Annotated in this window: 15 protein-coding genes and 2 pseudogenes; 14 read left to right on the top strand and 3 right to left on the bottom strand. The window is 41.8% G+C overall.

Annotation, left to right across the window (positions count from 1 at the left end):
- Positions 1 to 4 precede the first annotated feature (4 nt).
- Positions 5 to 889, bottom strand: coding sequence for a LysR family transcriptional regulator (locus tag AC6I5B_RS10985; RefSeq protein ID WP_004611250.1), 885 nt, complete (start codon positions 887 to 889; stop codon positions 5 to 7).
- A 99-nt stretch (positions 890 to 988) separates the two neighbouring features.
- On the opposite strand from AC6I5B_RS10985, the gene AC6I5B_RS10980 reads away from it, so the two are divergent.
- From AC6I5B_RS10980 to AC6I5B_RS10930, 11 genes and pseudogenes are all read left to right on the top strand, one after another.
- Positions 989 to 1,687: a TIGR01906 family membrane protein gene (locus tag AC6I5B_RS10980; protein WP_022249934.1), complete on the top strand. Its 699-nt coding sequence runs from the start codon at positions 989 to 991 to the stop codon at positions 1,685 to 1,687.
- Between the two features lie 89 nt (positions 1,688 to 1,776).
- A complete protein-coding gene (locus AC6I5B_RS10975) occupies positions 1,777 to 5,532 on the top strand; it encodes a phosphoribosylformylglycinamidine synthase (RefSeq protein ID WP_497773341.1) in 3,756 nt (1,251 codons plus the stop codon).
- A 114-nt stretch (positions 5,533 to 5,646) separates the two neighbouring features.
- Positions 5,647 to 7,053, top strand: a complete 1,407-nt coding sequence (locus AC6I5B_RS10970; RefSeq protein WP_270651237.1) for a sensor histidine kinase — start codon at positions 5,647 to 5,649, stop codon at positions 7,051 to 7,053.
- Between the two features lie 4 nt (positions 7,054 to 7,057).
- Positions 7,058 to 7,756 carry a response regulator gene (locus AC6I5B_RS10965; protein ID WP_004611244.1) on the top strand — a complete coding sequence of 233 codons (699 nt, stop codon included), beginning with the start codon at positions 7,058 to 7,060 and terminating at the stop codon, positions 7,754 to 7,756.
- Positions 7,757 to 7,918: 162 nt separating this feature from the next.
- On the top strand, positions 7,919 to 8,113 hold the full coding sequence (locus AC6I5B_RS10960; protein WP_144167082.1) for a hypothetical protein: 195 nt from the start codon (positions 7,919 to 7,921) through the stop codon (positions 8,111 to 8,113).
- A gap of 87 nt (positions 8,114 to 8,200) precedes the next feature.
- Positions 8,201 to 9,928, top strand: a pseudogene (locus AC6I5B_RS10955) (potassium-transporting ATPase subunit KdpA).
- A 27-nt stretch (positions 9,929 to 9,955) separates the two neighbouring features.
- The gene (kdpB, locus tag AC6I5B_RS10950; protein WP_117787773.1) at positions 9,956 to 12,010 is read left to right on the top strand and encodes a potassium-transporting ATPase subunit KdpB; all 2,055 of its coding nucleotides are present in this window, start codon (positions 9,956 to 9,958) and stop codon (positions 12,008 to 12,010) included.
- A 13-nt stretch (positions 12,011 to 12,023) separates the two neighbouring features.
- The gene (kdpC, locus tag AC6I5B_RS10945; protein ID WP_004611238.1) at positions 12,024 to 12,668 is read left to right on the top strand and encodes a potassium-transporting ATPase subunit KdpC; all 645 of its coding nucleotides are present in this window, start codon (positions 12,024 to 12,026) and stop codon (positions 12,666 to 12,668) included.
- A pseudogene (locus AC6I5B_RS10940) lies at positions 12,669 to 14,663 on the top strand (DUF4118 domain-containing protein). It abuts the gene before it with no gap.
- 46 nt (positions 14,664 to 14,709) lie between these two features.
- Positions 14,710 to 16,254 (top strand): ATP-binding protein, encoded by a 1,545-nt coding sequence (locus AC6I5B_RS10935; protein ID WP_004611236.1) that lies wholly within the window; start codon positions 14,710 to 14,712, stop codon positions 16,252 to 16,254.
- On the top strand, positions 16,247 to 16,948 hold the full coding sequence (locus tag AC6I5B_RS10930) for a response regulator (RefSeq protein ID WP_004611235.1): 702 nt from the start codon (positions 16,247 to 16,249) through the stop codon (positions 16,946 to 16,948). The genes AC6I5B_RS10935 and AC6I5B_RS10930 overlap by 8 nt, the downstream gene beginning before the upstream one ends.
- Here AC6I5B_RS10930 and AC6I5B_RS10925 read toward each other — a convergent pair.
- Both AC6I5B_RS10925 and AC6I5B_RS10920 read right to left on the bottom strand, forming a co-directional pair.
- Entirely contained in the window at positions 16,938 to 17,582 is a 645-nt protein-coding gene (locus AC6I5B_RS10925) for a potassium channel family protein (RefSeq protein ID WP_004611234.1), read from the bottom strand. The genes AC6I5B_RS10930 and AC6I5B_RS10925 overlap by 11 nt on opposite strands.
- A gap of 12 nt (positions 17,583 to 17,594) precedes the next feature.
- The gene (locus AC6I5B_RS10920; protein ID WP_004611233.1) at positions 17,595 to 18,908 is read right to left on the bottom strand and encodes a TrkH family potassium uptake protein; all 1,314 of its coding nucleotides are present in this window, start codon (positions 18,906 to 18,908) and stop codon (positions 17,595 to 17,597) included.
- Positions 18,909 to 19,391: 483 nt separating this feature from the next.
- Between AC6I5B_RS10920 and AC6I5B_RS10915 the strand changes: the two genes are divergently transcribed.
- The 3 genes from AC6I5B_RS10915 (at position 19,392) to AC6I5B_RS10905 (ending at position 22,104) form a co-directional block, all read left to right on the top strand.
- On the top strand, positions 19,392 to 21,296 hold the full coding sequence (locus AC6I5B_RS10915) for an OPT family oligopeptide transporter (protein ID WP_022249943.1): 1,905 nt from the start codon (positions 19,392 to 19,394) through the stop codon (positions 21,294 to 21,296).
- A 96-nt stretch (positions 21,297 to 21,392) separates the two neighbouring features.
- Positions 21,393 to 21,758 (top strand): PqqD family protein, encoded by a 366-nt coding sequence (locus AC6I5B_RS10910; protein WP_004611230.1) that lies wholly within the window; start codon positions 21,393 to 21,395, stop codon positions 21,756 to 21,758.
- Positions 21,751 to 22,104 (top strand): hypothetical protein, encoded by a 354-nt coding sequence (locus tag AC6I5B_RS10905; protein ID WP_022249944.1) that lies wholly within the window; start codon positions 21,751 to 21,753, stop codon positions 22,102 to 22,104. The genes AC6I5B_RS10910 and AC6I5B_RS10905 overlap by 8 nt, the downstream gene beginning before the upstream one ends.
- Positions 22,105 to 22,132: the final 28 nt, after the last annotated feature.

Raw genomic sequence — 22,132 nt, 5'->3', positions numbered from 1 at the left:
AAGGTTATTCAATAGGTTGAAAATAGTTTAAAAATTCCAAGGTTGCTTTCGATACCGGGACATGCTCATTGTGAACGACAACGAGTTGTCTTGTAGGAAGAACCTCATCAGTGTGAACCACAAACAGATCGTCGGAATCTTTCGGGACACAGTAATCCGGAATAAAGGCGATTCCCAATCCGATTTTAGCAAGGTCGATCAAAAGATCATTGCTGCTGAGTTCGATCTCAGGGACGAGATCCAGCTGATGTTTTTGGAAAAGACTGTGTAAAAATTCACTTGTCGTACTTTTTCGATCGAGCATCAAAATAGGATAGTTCAGTAAATCGCGTAATGATAAGGCTTTATCCTTCAGTTCTGCAAAAGAACGGTTGGCGATAAAGACATCTTTGAATTCCGCAATCTGTTTAAAAGAATAAAGATTGCTCAAATAGGAATTCGGGTAGTTGATGACAATCAGGTCTACCTGACCTGTCTCCAATAATTCTACACATTTGATTGAAGTTTGGTTTGTTACTTTAATATGTGCGTTTGGAAATTCTTTATGAAACCGTTCTAAATATGGAACTAAAAAATAACGACAAATCGTGTCACTTGCGCCGATGCGAATCTGTCCTCCGGTGGAAGAAGAATCAATCAGCTGTGATTCTCCACGTTTGATCAGATTCATCGCTGGTTCCACATGACGAAGGAGAATCTCGCCTTCCGGTGTTAGCTGTACACGTTTTGTGCTCCGGATGAATAAGGTCTGGTCCAATTTTTTTTCAAGCGCTTTGATTGATTGGCTGACGGCTGATTGAGAGATGAACAGCTGCTTGGACGCCTCCGAGAAGCTCAAGGTTGTCGCAACATAAAAAAATACTTTATATAACTCGTAATTGATATCCATTATTAGTCCTCCTTATAAAAGTGCTGTTCTTATTATAAGGGGTAAAAGGTATAATTACAATAGAGAATAGAAAATTTAGTGGGAAAGGAAGATGAATGTATGAAGATAGTACATTGGTTTTTGGGAATGACAGCAATTCTTTCTGTGATTGTCATCTTACTCATTTCCAGTTTTGAAATCGGAATTTACAGTGATTTTGGGTGGTATGAAAAGGAATATGAAAAATACAATGTCACGGAAGATTTGGAGATGAAGATGGATGATGTCATGGATGTGACAGAAGAGATGATGGCGTATCTGAGAGGAGACAGGGAGGGTCTGGTTGTTTGGACAACTGTGAATGGAGAAAAACAGGAATTTTTTAATGATCGGGAAAAAGCGCATATGGTGGATGTACAGAATTTATTTTTAGGAGGTCTGACACTGCGTTTTAGTGCGATTATCGTGCTTGTGATTTCGTTGAGTGGATTGATTTTCACAAAGGGGAACTGGAAACGGATTTTGCCAAAATCATTTTTGACGGGTTTGGGAGCGTTTCTTGTAATTTCAGGAGGTCTTGGAGTATTATGCGCATCTGATTTTAATAAGTATTTTTTCTTATTTCATGAGATCTTTTTTGACAATGATTTATGGCTGTTGGATCCTGCAACGGATTTGATGATCCGAATGCTTCCGGAAGGATTTTTCTTTGATATGGTCATTAGGATAGGAAGTATTTTTATTGGTATGCTGGCAATACTGCTGATTCTCAGTATGCTTATTTTGCACCGACAGAAAGCGAATAAGAAAAACTTATAAGTGAGTTAAGATATATTAATTATACTAATGATGCGAAATGTGGTAGGATAAGGGTAGTAGCCAAAATGGAATTACAGATGGAGGATAATATGAATAGTGTAAAACGTGTATATGTAGAAAAGAAACAAGAATTCGCAGTACAGGCAAAAGAGTTGAAACAAGAATTAAAAAGCTATTTGGGAATTCAGACGGTGGAAAATGTACGTGTGCTGATTCGCTATGACATTGAAAATATTTCAGATGCAACATTTGAGACGGCGTGCAACGGTATTTTTTCCGAACCGCCGGTAGACATTTTATATAAAGAAGAATTTGAAGTGAAAGAGGGAAGCAGAATTTTCTCGGTAGAATATTTGCCGGGGCAGTTTGATCAGCGTGCAGATTCTGCAGTGCAGTGTGTGCAGTTCATCAAAGAAGACGAGATGCCGGTAATCAAGTCAGCAACGACTTATGTCATTGAAGGTGCGATTACAGATGAAGAATTTGCCGCAATCAAAGCGCACTGCATCAATCCGGTAGATTCCAGAGAGACTGGTATGGAAAAGCCAGAGACATTGATTACACAGTTTGAAGAGCCGGAAGATGTAAAAATCTTTGACGGTTTTAAAGATATGGAAGAGGACAAGTTAAAAGAATTATATGATTCTTTAGGACTTGCCATGACATTCAAAGATTTTCTTCATATTCAGAACTATTTCAAGGGAGAAGAAAAGAGAGATCCTTCTATGACAGAGATTCGTGTGTTGGATACATATTGGTCTGACCACTGCCGTCATACAACATTCTCTACAGAATTAAAAGAAGTAAGTTTTGGGGAAGGCGATTACAAAGAGCCAATCGTCAGTGCATACAAACATTATTTGAACACACACAGTGAGATTTTTGCAGGAAGAGAAGATAAGTTCGTATGCCTGATGGATCTTGCTCTTATGGCAATGCGCAAATTAAAACGTGAAGGAAAGTTAGAAGATCAGGAAGAGTCTGATGAGATCAACGCGTGCAGTATCGTTGTTCCGGTAGTGGTTGACGGTGTGGAAGAAGAATGGCTTGTGAACTTTAAAAATGAGACACACAACCATCCGACAGAGATCGAACCGTTTGGTGGAGCAGCTACTTGCCTTGGTGGAGCAATCCGTGACCCATTGTCAGGACGTACTTATGTATATCAGGCAATGCGTGTGACCGGTGCAGCAGATCCGACTGTGTCCGTAAAAGAGACAATGAAAGGAAAATTGCCACAGAAGAAACTGGTGACAGGAGCGGCGCATGGATACAGTTCTTATGGTAATCAGATTGGTCTTGCAACCGGTGCAGTAAAAGAGATTTATCATCCGGATTATGTGGCAAAACGTATGGAGATCGGCGCTGTTTTAGGTGCGGCGCCAAGAAGAGCGGTTATCAGAGAGACATCGGATCCGGGAGATATCATTATCTTATTGGGTGGACGTACAGGACGCGACGGCTGTGGTGGAGCGACAGGTTCTTCTAAAGTGCATACAGAGGAGTCTATCGAGACATGTGGAGCAGAAGTTCAAAAAGGAAATCCACCGACAGAACGTAAAATTCAGCGTCTGTTCAGAAGAGAAGAAGTAAGTAAATTAATTAAAAAGTGTAATGACTTTGGTGCCGGTGGTGTGTCTGTTGCAATTGGTGAGCTGGCAGATGGACTTCAGGTGAATTTAGATAAGGTGCCGAAAAAATATGCAGGTCTTGACGGAACAGAGATTGCGATCTCTGAATCACAGGAGCGTATGGCTGTTGTCGTTGATCCGAGAGATGTAGAGCAATTTTTGGCATATGCAAAAGAAGAGAACTTAGAGGCTGTAGAAGTGGCTGTTGTGACAGAGACTCCAAGATTAGTATTGTCATGGAGAGGAAAAGAGATTGTTAATATTTCCCGCGCATTCCTTGACACAAACGGTGCACATCAGGAGACAACAGTGGCAGTTGACATTCCGAACAGAGAAGACAGTATTCTTGTGAAAGAGGATGTCGATGATGTAAAAGAAAAATGGTTGAATACCTTAAAGGACTTAAATGTATGTTCTCAGAAAGGTCTTGTGGAGATGTTTGACGGTTCTATCGGGGCTGGCTCTGTATTTATGCCGCACGGTGGAAAATATCAGATGACAGAGACACAGGCTATGGTTGCAAAATTACCGGTATTGACCGGAAAATGTGATACAGTGACTATGATGAGTTATGGATTTGACCCGTATCTGTCAAGCTGGAGTCCATACCATGGTGCAGTTTACGCAGTGCTTGAATCTGTGGCGAAAATTGTGGCAAACGGTGGAGATTACAGTAAGATTCGTCTTACGTTCCAGGAATATTTCCGCAGAATGACAGAAGATCCATCAAGATGGAGCCAGCCATTTGCAGCGCTTCTTGGAGCATATGATGTACAGCTTGGATTAGGACTTCCATCTATCGGTGGAAAAGACAGTATGTCAGGAACATTCCAGGATATCGACGTGCCTCCGACACTTGTATCATTTGCAGTGGATGTGGCAGAGCAGAAAGACATCATTACACCGGAATTGAAAAAAGCAGGTAACAAGTTAGTATGGCTCCGTGTGGAAAAGGATCAGTATGATCTTCCGGTATATGCTCAGGTAATGGATCAGTATGGTAAATTCAGAGAAGATATCCAAAACGGAAACATCGTATCCGCTTACGTATTAGACAGACACGGTATTGCAGCAGCTGTCAGCAAGATGGCATTTGGTAACGGTATGGGTGTGAAAATTGAAAGCAATGTGGATAAGAGAGATCTGTTTGCACCTGCATTTGCTGATATCATTGCAGAAGTAGCGGCAGAAAAAGTATCAGAGCTTGCAATTACATATACAGTCATCGGTGAAGTGACAGATAAAGCGGCGTTTGAATATGGTGACGTGACAATCGAATTGAAAGAAGCAGTTGATACATGGAAAGCTCCGCTTGAAAAAGTATTCCCAACTGTTTCGGGACAGACGGAGGCGAAAGCTGTGAAAGAACAACTGTTCAACACAGACAGCATCCATATCTGCAGCCATAAGATTGGACAGCCAACTGTATTTATTCCTGTATTCCCAGGAACAAACTGTGAATATGACAGTGCGAAAGCGTTTGAACGCGCCGGGGCGAAAGTGATCACAAAAGTGTTCAAAAATCTGGATGCAGCAGATATCCGTGATTCTGTCGCTGAGTTTGAAAAAGCAATTGCACAGGCACAGATGATTATGTTCCCAGGTGGATTTAGTGCGGGAGATGAACCAGATGGTTCTGCAAAATTCTTTGCAACTGCATTCCAAAATGCGAAGTTGAAAGAAGCGGTAGAAAAATTATTGAACGAACGTGACGGTCTTGCACTTGGTATCTGTAACGGATTCCAGGCGTTGATTAAGTTAGGATTGGTTCCATACGGAAAAGTATGTGGACAGACAGCAGAATCTCCGACACTTACTTACAATACAATCGGACGTCATATTTCGAAAATGGTATATACAAAAGTTGTGACAAACAAATCACCTTGGCTGCAGGGAGCTGAGCTTGGCGGAGTTTATACAAACCCGGCATCTCACGGAGAAGGACGTTTTGTAGCATCAGAAGAAGTGTTGAATGAATTATTCGTAAACGGACAGGTTGCAACACAGTATTGTGATCTGAATGGAACAATCACAATGGATGAAGAGTGGAATCCAAATGGCTCTTACAGAGCGATCGAAGGTATCACAAGCCCGGATGGACGTGTACTTGGGAAAATGGCTCACTCAGAACGCCGCGGTGATTCTGTTGCAATCAATATTTACGGAGAACAGGATCTGCAGATCTTTGAATCCGGTGTAAAATATTTCAAATAAGAATAGAGTGTTATAGTTTCTATATCAGAAAAGGATACGATGCATATAAAAAAAGGGTGCATCGTATCTTTTTATTTGGTATGATAAGAAGGAAAGAGAGGAAAAGAGATATTTATGAAAGAGAAATTGGAAAAAGCGGGATCTTTTATGATCACACTTCTGTTGCTTTCGGTGGCAACGGTGATTGGCTGGACATTTCGCGTGCTACATTTTCCGGAGACAAACATTGTAATTGTCTACATTTTATCGGTAGTTTTGACAGCGCGGTTTACAAAAGGACATGTTTATGGGATTATGGCATCGCTCATTGCGACATGTGCATTTAATATATTTTTTACGTCGCCATATTTTACCTTGTTTGTGAGTAATCCAACCTATCTGATCACGTTTGCTGTTATGACGATTACATCTGTTGCAACAAGTACTTTGACGGCGAAGGTAAAACAGAAAGTGAGAGAAGCACAGGAAAAAGAGGTGTCCGCAAGGTCGTTGTACCATTTGACGAACCGTTTGACGAACGCGGAAAATCTGAACGAGACGATGGAAATAGCGACAAAAGCAATAGGAAAAGTAGTAGGTGTGGAAGTTTCCTGTATCTGTTTTGACGAGGAATTGGAGGAAAAAGAAGAAAGAAAAAATCCGGCGTTCGAAGAATGGCAGATATGTGGAAAGAAATCCATATTAGGAGTTGTACGGATTCCGATAGAGAATTCGGAGACATTGAGTGAATCTGAAAAAAAGATACTGCGTTCGATGATTGAGAGTACAGCGTTTGCAATGGACAGATTTCGAAGCGAGGCGGAGCGAATCAAGGTGGGAGAAGAGATTGCGCAAGAACGTTACAGAGGGAACCTGCTAAGAGCAATTTCCCACGATCTTAGAACACCGCTTTCTGGTATTATGGGGACAAGTGAGATATTGATGGGAATGACAGAAAAACAGGATGAGCGGTATATGCTTGCAGAAAATATTTATAAAGATGCGGCGTGGCTGCATGCACTTGTGGAAAATATATTGAATCTGACACGTATGCAGGATGGAAAGCTAGTATTGAAAAAACAGATGGAAGCGGTGGAGGAAGTGATTGAGATGGCGGTAAAGGTCATTGGCAAGAGGGCTCCGGAACGCGATATTTTGATAGATATTCCCGAAGAGATGTTGTTGGTACCGATGGATGCAAGGCTGATCGGGCAAGTGCTGGTCAATCTTTTGGATAATGCGGTGAAGCATACAAAAGTGGAAGAAGAGATTCGGTTGACTGTCTCAGTAGATGAAAAAGAAAAAAAAGCAGTGTTTTCAGTTGCTGACAAGGGCACGGGAATTGCAAAGGAAGATATTCCGAATGTTTTTAAGATGTTTTATACAACGAATCGAAGGGGCGCAGATACAAGCAGAGGTATAGGGCTTGGGCTTGCAATCTGTGAGTCGATCATAACTGCACATGGCGGTAAGATCTGTGTGCAAAGCAGAAAAGATACAAAAGGGGCAGAATTTATATTTACACTGCCGATGGGGGAATAAGAGCATGATAACAAGAAGTGAAACAATTCTCATTGTGGAGGATGATGCACAGATCCGAAATTTTATAAGCTATGTGCTGCAGCAGGAAGGTTTTCCGCATTTGAGTGCAGGAACTGCTAAAAATGCACTATCTTTGCTTGTGACGAATCCGGTGGATCTGGTTCTTTTGGATTTGGGACTTCCGGATTGCGATGGGATGGATGTGATCAAAAAAATCAGAGAATGGTCGGAAATACCGATTATCGTCGTGTCGGCGAGGGATCAGGATCATGAAAAAGCGGCGGCGCTGGATACGGGAGCAGACGATTATCTGACAAAACCGTTTTCTACCACTGAGCTGATGGCGCGTATCCGAGTGGCGCTTAGACATTTGAAAAAGACAGGTACGGAAAGTGGGCAGGCAGTGCGCACGGTCGGAGGTCTGTCAATTGATCTGGAAAAACGACTTGTGTATTTAGATGGAGCAGAGATTCATGTAACTCCGCTGGAATACAATTTACTTACGCTCTTTTTTAAAAATGCGGGAAAAGTTTTGACGTCGCAGTATATCATCAAAGAAATTTATGGAATCAGCTATGGAACAGATACGCAGGCGCTGAGAGCGTTGATGGCGGGGCTTCGGAGAAAAATTGAGAAAAGTCCGGCAAAACCAAGATATATTTTGACCGAGATAGGAGTCGGTTATCGTCTGGTAAATGAATAGAATAGTGCAGAATACAAATACCGTTTTGGCATAAAAAGTCAAAACGGTATTTTTTTCTCACAGGATTCTCACAGCATCACGCGGAACTCTCACACCCATCTCACAAAAAAGAGATTAATATAAGCATGCAAAGAAAAAGAGAGCAATAAGGAGGTCTTTGTCATGATGAAAATAAAGAACAGTGATAAAGAAGAGATGCAGAGGCTTTGCGATTTTGTGAGGGAGAATCTGGAAGCCTTTGGAGCGTTTCCACAAAATAGTCGCTACGTGTTTGATGAAAGCGACTGTAAAGATGTTATGAAACAAGGAGGAGAAAAAGATGATGGATCTTATTATGATTGGAATTTTACTTGGTAGTTTCGGATTGATCAAACTATTCGCTGATTTTTGCGAATCACAGATAGAGCCGAAAAAGAATGAAACGAATAGAGAGAGGTAAGAGACATGTTACAAATTATAGCTACACTGGCAATTTTTCTGATACTTGTCATTCCAATGGGAAAATATATGTACCACATTGCCACATATCAAAAAACATTTGCAGATAAGGTATTTAATCCGATTGATCATTTTATTTATAAAATCTGCGGTATCAAAGACGAGGAGATGGGCTGGAAAAAATATGCGCTCACCTTGGTGATGGTCAATGCAGTGATGGTGTTTGTCGGATATTTGATTTTAAGAATTCAGAATGTATTGTTTTTAAATCCTAACGGGATTGAAGGAATGGACGCAAGCCTTTCATTCAATACAATCATAAGCTTTATGACAAATACGAATTTACAGCACTATGCAGGAGAAAGTGGTCTTTCTTATGCGAGTCAGATGTGTGTCATCATCTTTATGATGTTCACTTCCGCAGCAAGCGGATACGCAGCATGTATGGCATTTTGCAGAGGCCTTTCCGGAAGAAAAATGGGAAATTTTTATAAAGATATGGTGAGAATCATAACAAGAATTTTGATTCCGGTATCACTGATCTTGGGATTGGTGTTAGTCAGCCAGGGAGTTCCACAGACACTGATGGGAAATGTGACGGTAAACACCATCGAAGGAAAGTTTCAGGATTTGGCAATGGGACCTGTGGCGGCGCTGGAATCCATCAAACATCTGGGAACAAACGGTGGGGGATTCTTTGGTGCAAACTCAACGACGCCTTTTGAGAATCCGACAATCATTTCGAATATGGTAGAATTGATTTCTATGATGATTCTGCCGGGAGCATGTGTTGTCACATTTGGACATATGCTGCATGACAGAAAAAAAGAGAAAAAAGAGATGCAGGCAGTAATGCCGACAAAAAAACGGATTCTGATGGGAAGACAAGGAGCGGTAATCTTTGGAGCAATGGCAATTCTTTTTGCGGTAGGACTCACACTTTGCTACCATTCAGAGATGGCAGGAAACCCTGTGATCAGCGACATGGGAGTAGATCAGACTGACGGAAATATGTAAGGAAAAGAAGTTCGGTTTGGAGTGGCACAATCTTCGTTATTCACGACCGTTACGACTTCGTTTACGACAGGAACTGTAAACAATATGCATGACTCACTGACACCGCTTGGAGGACTGGTACCGTTGCTGCATATGATGCTCAACTGTGTGTTCGGAGGAAAAGGTGTCGGTCTGATGAATATGGTTGTGTATGTCATCCTTGCAGTGTTCATCTGCGGATTGATGGTAGGGCGTACACCGGAATATTTGAATAAAAAAATTGAAGGAAAAGAAATGAAACTAGTTGCGATTGTCATCTTGATTCATCCGCTTTTGGTTTTAGGCTTTTCAGCATTGGCTGTGTCTGTCACAGGAGGTATGGATGGAATTACCAATCCGGGATTCCATGGATTTACGCAGGTGTTGTATGAATATGCTTCTTCGGCGGCAAACAATGGTTCAGGATTCGAAGGTTTGGCTGACAACAGCACATTCTGGAATGTGACGACCGGACTTGCGATGTTCTTCGGACGCTATATTGCGATTATCGCACAGCTTGCGATTGCAGGTTCACTTCTTGCAAAGAAGAAAGTGAATGAGACAATCGGAACATTACGAACAGATAATGTGACATTTATGATTATCCTTGTATTTATCGTCTACATTTTTGCAGCTTTGACATTCTTCCCGGCACTTGCATTGGGACCGATTGCAGAGCATCTGTCAATGTGGATGTGATAAAGCAAAGAAAAGGAGATTAGGGACATGGCTAAAAAGGAAAAGACGAAATTTATTACACCGGATATTATGAAATCTTCTATTATAGGAGCATTTCAAAAATTGGATCCGAGATATATGATAAAAAATCCGGTAATGTTTGTCGTAGAATTAGGATTTTTCATTACATTGGTGCTTACGATTTTTCCGACTTTATTCGGTGAAGGAGGAGAAAATCGAATTTATAATGGTATTGTGACAGTTGTTTTGTTTATCATGGTGTTGTTTGCAAACTTTGCGGAATCTGTGGCAGAGGGACGTGGAAAAGCACAGGCAGCAACTTTGAAGAAGACGAAAAAGGATACAAAGGCAAGAGTGATCCGCCAAAATGGCGAAGAAGAAATGATCTTTGCATCAGAGCTTCGAAAAGGTGATATCGTATTGGTGAAAATGGGGGAAGTCATCCCAAATGATGGTGAAGTCATCGAAGGAATCGCATCAGTAGATGAATCCGCAATCACAGGAGAGTCTGCACCGGTAACCCGTGAATCGGGCGGAGATTTCTCTTCCGTGACAGGAGGAACAACAGTTGTATCTGACTGGTTAAAGATTCGAATTGTGGCAGAACCTGGGGAATCATTTTTGGATAAGATGATCTCTCTTGTAGAGGGGGCGTCCAGACAGAAGACACCAAATGAGATCGCGCTGAATACACTTTTGATCGTGTTGACAGTAATTTTTATGATCGTGGTTATCACGCTGTATCCATTTGCAAATTATTTGGGCGTAGAGATTCCGATATCATGGTCGATTGCGCTGATGGTTTGCCTGATTCCGACGACGATCGGAGGACTTCTCTCTGCGATTGGTATTGCGGGTATGGATCGTGTTACTCGCTTCAATGTTATTGCAATGTCCGGAAAAGCGGTGGAGGCTTGTGGTGACGTCGACACAATGATTTTGGATAAGACAGGAACTATCACATACGGAAACCGTCTGGCAGCAGAGTTTTATCCGGTTGAGGGTGTTGAAAAAGAAGAATTGATTCAGTATAGTGTACTTTCTTCGTTGCTTGATGAGACTCCGGAAGGAAAATCTACGGTAGATCTTGGAAGACAGATGGGATGTGACACGGAAGCATTTCATACAGAGGGCATGAATTTTGTGGAATTTACAGCACAGACAAAGATGAGCGGTGTGGATTGCAAAGACGGAACGATTGTAAGAAAAGGCGCTTCGGATGCGATCAAGACATTTGTAAAGGAAAAAGGTGGAAATATTCCGAAAGATCTGGAAGAGATTGTAGCGGAGGTATCTAATCTCGGAGGAACACCGCTGGTTGTATGTGTCAATGAGAAAATTTATGGTGTGATTTATCTGAAGGATACAGTGAAACCAGGCTTGGTAGAACGTTTTGAGAGACTTCGCGAGATTGGAATCAAAACAATTATGTGTACCGGAGATAATCCACTCACAGCTGCGACAATCGCAAAGGAAGCAGGAGTAGATGGGTTTATCGCAGAATGTCGTCCGGAAGATAAAATCGAGGCGATTAAGAAGGAACAGGCAGAAGGAAAATTGGTTGCGATGACAGGTGATGGAACAAATGACGCGCCGGCGCTTGCACAGGCGGATGTCGGACTTGCGATGAATTCCGGCACACAGGCTGCAAAAGAAGCGGCCAATATGGTGGATCTGGATTCTGATCCGACAAAAATTTTGGAAGTGGTAGAGATTGGAAAACAGCTATTGATTACAAGAGGTTCTCTTACGACATTCAGTATTGCGAATGATATTGCAAAATACTTTGCAATCATCCCGGCAATGTTTACACTGGTACTTCCACAGATGCAGATTTTAAATATCATGCATTTGGCAACACCGGCAAGTGCAATCCTTTCAGCGTTGATCTTCAATGCCATTATTATTCCAGCGTTGATTCCGATTGCTATGAAAGGTGTTAAATATAAACCGATGAAAGCAGAAAGACTTCTTTTGAAAAATATGAGTATCTATGGACTTGGCGGAATTATTGTACCGTTTGTCGGCATCAAATTGATTGACCTGATCGTTGCTCCGCTGCTTAGTATGATCGGAATGTAAGGAGGAAAATTCTATGAAGAAACTTGGAAAAATGTTAAGGAAATCCATTGTGTTTTGTTTTGTGATGTTTGTGATCTGTGCATTTATCTATCCGTTTGCATTGACAGGAATTAGTCAGCTTACAATGAAAAACAAAGCCAACGGGAATCTGATCGATAAAAACGGCGAACCTATTTCAAATGCAGAAGAGGCGGTCGGCTCTGAATTGATTGGACAGGATTTTGCAGAAGACTATTTCTTTCATGGAAGAGTATCTGCTGTAAACTATAATACATATACAGAAGAGCAAAAAGAAAATGGAGAGTACAGTGGAGTTGCATCAGGAGGCTCTAATTATGGAAATTCGAACCCGGAGTTGGAAAAACGAATGGAGAAGGATTTGGAAACATTTTTAAAAGAGCATCCGGATGTGAAGAAAGAAGATATTCCGGCTGACTTACTTACAGCTTCCGGTTCCGGACTGGATCCACATATCAGCCCGAAAGCAGCGGAAGTTCAAATTGAAACAGTTGCAAAAAATTCTGGATTATCAGAAGAAAAAGTCAAAGAAATCGTAAAGAGTCATACAGAAGAAAAATTCCTTGGAATTTTCGGGGAAGAAAAAGTAAATGTACTGAAATGTAATCTGGATATTGCAGCAGCGATGGGGATCATATAGATGGAAGAGATGCGACCAAATTCAGAACAGCTTCTAAGAAGGCTGAAATATGAAGAAGAACAAAAACAGACGACACGTGGGAAATAAAAGATATTTTTGGGCTATGCAGCCGGCTCCGGAAAGACTTACACTATGCTGGAGGCGGCGCATGAGGCAAAAAAGCATGGAATTGATGTCGTTGCCGGTTATATTGAGCCGCATGACAGACCGGATACCTTGAAGCTGACGGAAGGACTGGAGATGATACCGCCGCTTTGGATTGAATATAAGGGAGTGAAATTCCGGGAATTTGATCTGGAGCAGGCGTTGAAACGAAAGCCGAAACTGATTCTGGTAGATGAGCTTGCGCATACCAATGTTGCCGGATGCAGAAACCATAAGCGATATCAGGATGTAAAAGAATTACTGAGAGCTGGAATTGATGTGTATACAACCATCAATATCCAGCATTTAGAGAGTTTGAACGATCTTGTAGGGACGATCACGCATATCGAGGTGCGGGAGAGAGTCCCTGATCGCATTTTTGACCATGCCGATCAGGTGGAAGTGATCGATATTGAGCCGGAAGATTTGATCAAGCGTATGCAGGAAGGGAAAATTTATCAAAAGCAGCAGGCGCAGAGGGCGCTGGATCATTTTTTCCGAAGAGAAAAACTTGCGGCACTGCGTGAGATTACACTGCGAAGGACAGCGGATCGTGTGAACCGTATTGCGGAAGAAGAACGAAATATTATGGGAGATATGGAATACCATACCGGAGAACATGTGCTCGTATGTATCTCGGCTGCCGAATCCAGCCCAAAGGTAATTCGATCTGCTGCGCGGCTTGCATATGCTTTTCATGCAAAGTTTACAGGAATCTATGTAGAGACTCCGGAAATGCAGGAAGCAGGAGAAAAGACAAAACAGAGCCTTCAAAATCACATGGAACTTGCGCGTTCGCTCGGAGCGAAGATTGTGACGGTATTTGGTTCAGATATCGGTTTTCAGATTGCGGAGTATGCAGTTGTCGGAAATGTGTCAAAAGTGGTTCTTGGCAGAACAAATCACAACCGTTTTATTCAAAAACCAAGACCGGAACTTTTGGAGAAGCTTAACAACCGGGCACCGAATATCGATGTCTATGTAATCCCGGACATCAAGCAGAAAAAGATACGCACAAGGATGAATATCAGATCGGAGAGATGGGAGAAAAAGTGGAAACGAATTTTTTGGGGATTTGCTGCAATTACGGTTGTAATGATTTTGACTACGATGGTTGCCTTTGTCCTACAAAAATGGAATCTTCCGGAATCCAACATTATTATGGTGTACATTCTGGGGGTATTGTTGTCATCTTATATCTCTGACAATAAATTGTTTGCGGTGTATTCTTCCATGTTCAGTGTGCTGGCGTTTAATTTTTTCTTTACGGAGCCGTATTTGTCCTTAAAAGCTTATGACAAGGGGTATCCGACTACATTTCTGATGCTCTTTATTGTGGGGCTGTTTACAGCTGTTCAGACAAGAAAACTGAAATTGCAAAACAGGGAGAGCGTAAAAAAGGCGTACCGTACAGAGATTTTGCTGGAAAACAGTCAGAAGCTTCGACGTTGTAAATCAGAGCTGGAAGTGTGGAACCAAGTGGCAGGACAGGTTGGAAAATTGCTGAATTTATCTTTGATCATTTATCCGGTAAATGAAAAAGGACTCTTAAATGATGCGCTTGTATTTCCGAAAAAAGGCGTGACGAAGGAGCAGCTGGAGTTCCTTTTGGATTCTCAGGAGCGTGCAGTGGCGCAGTGGTCAGCTGCAAATCATCACCGCGCGGGAACATGTACGCATACACTCCCGACTGCAAAGGCGATGTATATCCCGATTCAGAACGAAAAAGAAGTGAAAGGAATTCTTGGAATCTATTTGGAAGAACGCCGAAAATTGCAGGAATTTGAATATGGGCTGTTGATTGCGATGTTAAATGAGACCGGAGTAAAACTTCAAGACACATTTCACTGATAGTATGGTATAATGGGTATAAATTACAATCTGATAGGAGAGGTGTATGGGAGAACAAGGGGCCAAACGTCACAATGACAGTTGGAAAGGAATTGGTGTCACAATAGTTATTTTGGCAATAGCGACAGGGATTGGAGCGATGTTTCGCTACCTGAGGTTTACAGAAGCAAATATATTGATTGTATATGTGCTCGGGGTTATGATCACTGCCGTGATCACGGCAAGCAGAATGTGGAGTGTGCTTTCCTCCCTTTGCAGTGTTCTGCTTTTTAACTTTTTGTATACGGAGCCGAGATTTTCACTCACTGCATATGATTCCGGGTATCCGATTACGTTCGTGATTGCATTTCTTGCGGCGATCATTGCGAGTAATTTAGCGATCCAGCTCAGAAAACAGGCAGAACAGTCGGCGTTGATGGCTTATCGCACAAAAATTCTTCTGGAGACGAATCAGATACTGCAGAAGGCAGAAAACGCAGAAGAAATCATACGAGAGGCGGCAGGACAGATTGTGAAATTGATCGGGAAAAGTGTCGTGTATTATGAATGTACAGACGGAATTCTTTGTGAGCCGTCGGTCTGCCTTGCGCAAGGAGAACAGGAAAAAGAGATCTATATAAGCGCGAAAGAGCGGGAAACTGCCCGGTACGCATTTGAGAGCAAGAAGCGTGCCGGTGCGGGTACAGAAGTAAAAAAAGATGCAGTCTGTATGTATTTGACGATCCGCAATTGTGACAATGTATATGGTGTGATCGGGATCGCTCTGAAAGGGGTACAGTTAAATACATTTGAAAGCAATCTGCTTCTCTCGATTTTGGGAGAATGTGCATTGGCGTTGGAGAAAGAGATCTATAACCGAAAACGAGAAGAGGCGGTTACAAAAGCGAAAAATGAGCAGCTGAGAGCAAATCTGCTGCGATCGATTTCGCATGATCTGCGAACACCGCTTACAAGTATATCGGGGAATGCGGCAATTCTTTTGAATAACGAGGAAGCGTTTGATAAAGAAAAACGCAGACAGCTGTATACGGGAATTTATGACGATTCGATGTGGCTGATCAACCTTGTGGAAAATCTGCTTTCCGTGACGCGCCTGGAAGAAAGTTCTATGCAGCTCAATATGCAGGTGGAGCTTGTGGACGAGGTGATTGAGGAGGCGCTAAAGCATATTAGCAGAAAGCGGGAAGAACATCAGCTAGTGTACGAACCGTCCGAGGAATTGCTTCTTGCGAAGATGGATTCCAGATTGATAGTGCAGGTGCTGATCAATCTTGTGGAAAATGCAATAAAATATACACAGGAAGGTTCCCGCATAGAGGTCTCTGCGGTGCAAAAGGCAGATATGATAGAAATATCGGTTGCAGACAATGGAAAGGGAATCAAAGAGGAAGCAAAAGAAAAAATTTTCGATATGTTTTATACGGCTGAGAATAAGCCGGCGGACAGCAGAAGAGGACTTGGACTTGGGCTGTTTTTGGCAAAATCTATTATCCATGCACATGGCGGAACAATTTGGGTTGCGGATAACGTTCCAAGCGGAACGATATTTTCATTTACATTACAGGCTGAGGAGGTAACGATAAGTGAATAAACCATTGATATTAGTAGTAGAGGACGATACAGCGATCAGGAACCTGATCACGACGACATTAGAGACACAGGACTATCGTTTCCATACAGCGCCAAACGGCGTGCAGGCTCTTTTAGAGTCGGTGTCTCAAAAGCCGGACATTATGCTTTTGGATCTGGGACTTCCGGATATGGATGGAATTGAGATTATTAAAAAAGTTCGTTCCTGGTCAAATCTTCCAATTATTGTAATCAGTGCAAGAAGCGAAGATCGTGATAAGATTGATGCACTGGATGCAGGGGCGGACGATTATCTGACCAAACCATTTTCTGTGGATGAACTTTTGGCGAGGCTTCGCGTGACGCTAAGAAGGCTGCAGTACATGAGTGTGTCGCAGGAGCAGACAGAATTTGTTAATGGAGATCTGCGGATTGATTATGTGTCCGGATGTGTATATTTGAAAGAAAAAGAACTGCATCTGACTTCGACAGAGTATAAATTATTGAGTCTGCTTGCAAAGAATGTAGGGAAAGTGTTGACGCACACCTACATTACAAGAGAAATATGGGGAAGTGCGTGGGATAATGATGTGGCATCGCTTCGGGTTTTCATGGCAACCCTTCGAAAGAAGATTGAAGAAAACCCGTCGCAGCCGCAATATATTCAGACACATATCGGCATCGGCTACCGCATGCTTCGAGTTGTTAATAAGTAAAAGAGTGGATAACTTTCTTTTCGCCCATGATGATTAAAGTTTCATCGCGGGTGAAAATGTGTTCCGGTTCTGGAAGAGGGGAGATTTTCCCTTCTTTTTTTGTTGCGAGAATGCTGATGTTGTACCGGTTTCGTATAGATTTTTCGATGATGCTTTTGCCAATCCAATTGCCTGGAACTGCCACTTCACAGATCGCAACCTCCGGTGTGAGTTCGATGTAATCAAAAATATTTTTTGAGCCATATTTGATGGCGAGACGCTCTGCCATTTCGCGTTCTGCATAGACGACGTGATCAGCTCCGTTTCTAAGCAGTAATTTGCGGTGTACGTCTCTGCAGGCGCGGGCGAGAATGTACTTCGCTCCAAAATCTTTTAACAGAACAGTGATCTCAAGTGCGCTTTGAAAATTATCTCCGATTGCGACTACACAAAGATCGAAATTATTGACACCAAGAGATTTGATGAAGGTCTCGTTTGTGGCATCAGCAATCTGAATGTCCGGCAGAATGTTGATGGCATTGTCTGCACGCCCTTCGTTTTTTTCGACAGCAAGTACCGAATTGCCTTCCTCTAAAAATTTACGTGTGATGTGACGTCCGAAACGTCCAAGTCCAATTACTAAAATAGATTTCATAATCAATACCTCTTAACCAAGTTGAATTTTTTCCAGTGGCAGAGCCGATGGAAGCTGTTTTCTTGTAAATGAAAAAGCTAAAAGCATGGTAAGGGAACCAACCCTTCCGAATATCATTAAAAATGCAAGCAACGCGTGAGACAGCGGCATCAGTTCCGGTGTGATTCCAGTGGAAAGTCCAACTGTTGCGATTGCCGATACACTTTCAAATAAAGAATCTAAAAAGTCAATGTTCTCAATTCTGGATATGATCATAGCCGCAGAGAACGAGAATGTAATATACAAAAAGAAAATGCAGGTTGCCTTTCTTGTGATGAAGTCTTCCAGGCGTCTGCCGAACACTTCGGTAGATTTTCTGCTGCGAAATGTCGTGATGACAGAAAGAACCAAAACGGCAAAAGTTGTTGTTTTGATTCCGCCGGCGGTAGAGCCAGGGGAACCGCCAATCAGCATCAGACTGATAATCAGAAATCGACCAGTCTGAGTCAGAGCAGACAGGTTAACACTGTTGAATCCGGCAGTTCTTGCACTGACAGACTGAAAAGCTGATGCTGCGACCTGTTCGGAAAGTGTCAGATCCTGATAGGCACCTGTCCCACGTTCACATACAAAAAGCAAAAGCGTGCCGGCTGCGATCAGGAAAAGTGAGACACTCAAAACAAGTTTGGTGTGAAGCTGCATTTTGTGAAAATGTAATTTTGTTGCTAATATGTCCCGCCAAACGAAGAAACCAAGTCCCCCGATGATAATAAGCGCCATAATGATAAGATTCACATACCAGTTTCCAACTTCTCCTGTCAGTGAGGAAAATGGCTGTACACTCCCCATTAAATCAAATCCTGCATTGCAAAATGCGGAGATGCTGTGGAAAATGGAGAACCAGATTCCTTTTGAGAGCCCAAACTTGGGACAAAAGTGAAAGGCAAGTAAAAAAGCCCCTAAAAATTCAATAGAAAACGTACCTATTATGATAAAGCGTGTCATTTTTACAATTCCGCCAATTTGTGGAGCAGAGACCGAGTTCTGCATCAATGATCTGGATACCAAACCAATCTTTCGCTTCGTGAGTGTCATGATCGAAATGCAAAGTGTCATGAATCCGATTCCGCCAATCTGAATCAGACAGAGAATGACACCCTGACCGAAGAAAGACCAATGGGTGTATGTATCAACCTGGATCAGACCGGTCACGCACGTTGCAGACGTGGCTGTGAAAAAACCGGTAAATAAATTGGCTGCATCCGGATTTCTTGTAGAAATAGGAAGAGCCAAAAGTATAGAACCGATACATATGATCGCGCAGTATCCAAATAAAATAATCTTCATAGGCGAAAGGTGAAGAAAATGATGATAAAGTTTTTGTATAGAAGATATAAAAATCACCTCTTTGATTATTTATAAACTATATAGATTATAAGAGATAGTAAATTAAAAACACATTAAGAAAGAAAAATTAATATAAAGATTATATAAAGAAAAAAATGTTTTAATACAATCTTTACGGAAACAGATTTGTTTTTATCAGATTTTAACAAGAGGATTGCTAGAATACAGTGTAGAAGAAGAGGTGAGTGAGAATGAGAAACTTTATATTAATTTTAGCATTGATTCTTTTGTTTGTGATTGGATTTGTCATCATGAGAAGTATAGACAATTTTATTGAAAGTGGCGGATTTAAAACTGAATAAAATGCAAAAATTACGAAAAAATATAAAATAAAAACAAAAGTACGTGACTTATGGACAGAAAGGTGCTATAATGCTTTGTGGAGATAAAGCATTAAAATAATAAAGAATGGGAGAGAAAAGGATGGATAACAAAAAAGATTTTAAACCATTTATTTCCGCTGACAAAATAGTACCAGAGTTCACATTTACATCGCTGTTCATTGGTATTCTTTTGGCGGTAGTCTTTGGTGCGGCGAATGCGTACCTTGGATTGAGAGTTGGAATGACTGTGTCTGCATCAATTCCTGCGGCAGTTCTTTCCATGGGAATTATTCGTGTGATTCTCAGAAGAGATTCTATCTTAGAGAATAACATGGTACAGACAATCGGTTCAGCTGGTGAATCAGTTGCGGCCGGAGCAATTTTTACATTGCCTGCATTATTCTTGTGGGCAGCAGATGGTGTGGAAGGAATTGAAGCACCTGGACTTTTTGAGATTTTCTTGATAGCACTTGTCGGTGGTACATTGGGTGTTTTATTCATGATTCCGCTTCGTAAAGCGTTGATTGTTGAAGAACACGGTGTGCTTCCATATCCGGAAGGAACTGCCTGTGCAGAAGTACTTCTTGCAGGTGAAGAGGGAGGATCAAAAGCATCTGTCGTATTTTCCGGACTTGGGATTGCGGCAGTATACAAATTTGTGGCTGACGGTTTGGGAGTGTTCCCAAGCAGTGTAAACTATGATATTAAGGCATACAAAGGGTCGGCAGTCGGTATGGATGTGCTTCCTGCACTTGTAGGCGTTGGTTACATCTGTGGACCAAGAATTGCAAGCTACATGTTCTCCGGTAGTGTGCTCAGCTGGTTCGTATTGATGCCATTGATCAGCTTGTTTGCAGGGGATGCGATCATCTTCCCTGGAACAAAACCAATCAGTTCGCTTGCGCCAAGTGAGTTATGGGGAACTTACATTAAGTACATAGGTGCCGGTGCAGTTGCAACAGGTGGTATCATCAGTTTGATCAAATCATTGCCATTGATTGTAAAGACGTTCTCTCAGGCAATGAAGAGTATGTCTAATAATAAGGGAAAAGCAGCAAGTGGACTGAGAACAGATCAGGATATGCCGATGCCGGTTATCTTAATCGGTGTTGGAGTCATTGCAATTGCAATTTGGTTGCTTCCTACATTCCCAATCAATTTATTGGGAGCAGTTATCGTCGTAATCTTTGGTTTCTTCTTTGCGACAGTATCATCTAGAATGGTTGGTCTGATCGGAAGCAGTAATAACCCGGTATCCGGTATGGCAATCGCAACACTTTTGATTGCGACAATCTTATTAAAAGCAACAGGTCTCGATGGTGCGACAGGTATGAAAGGTGCAATCGCAATCGGTTCTATTATCTGTATCGTAGCAGCAATTGCGGGTGATACATCTCAGGATTTGAAGACTGGATTTATCGTTGGTGCCACACCAAAGAAACAGCAGTGGGGAGAATTGATCGGTGTTCTTACATCTTCACTTGCAATCGGTGGAGTACTTTACCTGCTCAACGAAGCATGGGGATATGGTTCAACAGAACTTCCGGCAGCGCAGGCTACAATGATGAGAATGATCGTGGAAGGTGTTATGAATGCAGATCTTCCTTGGGGATTGATCGGAGCCGGTGCAGCAATCGCAATTGTAGTTGAGATTTTGAGAATTCCGGTACTTCCGTTTGCAGTAGGTATGTACTTACCACTTTCTTTAAATGCCGGTATCATGGCAGGTGGTCTTGTAAGACTTGTTGTTGAAAAGAAACGCGGTCTTTCAGAAGAAAAGAAAAAAGCTGCTATCGACAGAGGTATTCTCTATACTTCAGGTATGATTGCCGGTGAAGGTCTTGTCGGAATTTTACTTGCGGTATTCGCTGTAGTGGAACTTGATCTGACAAAATTGTTAGGAGGATTCTCACTTGGACAGATTGGCGCGATTCTCATCTTCTTAGTTGTAGTTATCGGTTCACTGTTCAAAGTAACACTGTTTTCAAAAGAAAATAAAAATTAATTAGAAGAGTAAAGTGTTCATGCAGCCTTTTGACAGGCTGCATGAAATTTGTTATGATATAAAAAACTCTATTTTAACGGAAAGGCTGATAGAGCTATGGGACGGAAGAAAGAAAAGAAAGAGAATTATTTGGATTATGTGTTTATGAAGAATCCGGCTTATGCATGGAAGGAAAAAGAGGATGGTTTGGTATGCCTGATCATTGAGTGGAAAGGATTCTATCATTGGCTTGCACAGAAAGTATTTCACAGACCAAAGCAGAGCGAGATTGCGATGGATGCACTCGGAAGCTTTGTGTGGAAACAGTTAGACGGAAAAAGAGATATGCATGAGGTTGCCGAGCTGGTGAGGCAGGAGTTTGGGAAAAAAGCGGATCCGGTTTATGAAAGACTGATTAAATTTGTTGAGATTATGAGGGACAATAAGTTTGTGTTGTTGAAAGAGGAAAGAAAAGATGCTTAGTAGATATGTAATCTATATTTTAATGTTTGCGGTTCTTGGGGCAGTTCTCTATGCGTGGGGACTGAAAAAAGCACAGAGCCAGTCACAGGAGCTTGCAAGGATGCTATATGCAAAGTGCTGCAAGATTGTGAAAAAGGAACTGAAAAAGAAAGAATATCTTCGGAAAAATGAGATTGAACAGTTGATCAAGGATGTTCAGGTGGGACAGTTTTACAGTAAAAATAAGATGGGTGTGACGAATCCGAAAGAGTTTATCAATCCGTTTCTTGAATACATGACAAAGAACGAGATTTTGAGAGAGGATATGATAAAAGGAAAAAAAGTATATTATCTAAAAAAATCTTGACTTTCATAGGACAACACGTTATACTGAT

The sequence above is a fragment of the Faecalimonas nexilis genome (genome assembly GCF_059731825.1).
The sequence above is the reverse complement of the archived record's forward strand: the minus strand, read 5'-3'. Positions and strand labels throughout refer to the sequence as shown.

What these genes read in the sequence shown, in the direction of transcription:
- AC6I5B_RS10985 (WP_004611250.1), bottom strand. Translation starts at nt 889, where the DNA reads ATGGATATCAATTACGAGTTATATAAAGTATTTTTTTATGTTGCGACA.
- AC6I5B_RS10980 (WP_022249934.1), top strand. Translation starts at nt 989, where the DNA reads ATGAAGATAGTACATTGGTTTTTGGGAATGACAGCAATTCTTTCTGTG.
- AC6I5B_RS10975 (WP_497773341.1), top strand. Translation starts at nt 1,777, where the DNA reads ATGAATAGTGTAAAACGTGTATATGTAGAAAAGAAACAAGAATTCGCA.
- AC6I5B_RS10970 (WP_270651237.1), top strand. Translation starts at nt 5,647, where the DNA reads ATGAAAGAGAAATTGGAAAAAGCGGGATCTTTTATGATCACACTTCTG.
- AC6I5B_RS10965 (WP_004611244.1), top strand. Translation starts at nt 7,058, where the DNA reads ATGATAACAAGAAGTGAAACAATTCTCATTGTGGAGGATGATGCACAG.
- AC6I5B_RS10960 (WP_144167082.1), top strand. Translation starts at nt 7,919, where the DNA reads ATGATGAAAATAAAGAACAGTGATAAAGAAGAGATGCAGAGGCTTTGC.
- kdpB (WP_117787773.1), top strand. Translation starts at nt 9,956, where the DNA reads ATGGCTAAAAAGGAAAAGACGAAATTTATTACACCGGATATTATGAAA.
- kdpC (WP_004611238.1), top strand. Translation starts at nt 12,024, where the DNA reads ATGAAGAAACTTGGAAAAATGTTAAGGAAATCCATTGTGTTTTGTTTT.
- AC6I5B_RS10935 (WP_004611236.1), top strand. Translation starts at nt 14,710, where the DNA reads ATGGGAGAACAAGGGGCCAAACGTCACAATGACAGTTGGAAAGGAATT.
- AC6I5B_RS10925 (WP_004611234.1), bottom strand. Translation starts at nt 17,582, where the DNA reads ATGAAATCTATTTTAGTAATTGGACTTGGACGTTTCGGACGTCACATC.
- AC6I5B_RS10920 (WP_004611233.1), bottom strand. Translation starts at nt 18,908, where the DNA reads ATGAAGATTATTTTATTTGGATACTGCGCGATCATATGTATCGGTTCT.
- AC6I5B_RS10915 (WP_022249943.1), top strand. Translation starts at nt 19,392, where the DNA reads ATGGATAACAAAAAAGATTTTAAACCATTTATTTCCGCTGACAAAATA.
- AC6I5B_RS10910 (WP_004611230.1), top strand. Translation starts at nt 21,393, where the DNA reads ATGGGACGGAAGAAAGAAAAGAAAGAGAATTATTTGGATTATGTGTTT.
- AC6I5B_RS10905 (WP_022249944.1), top strand. Translation starts at nt 21,751, where the DNA reads ATGCTTAGTAGATATGTAATCTATATTTTAATGTTTGCGGTTCTTGGG.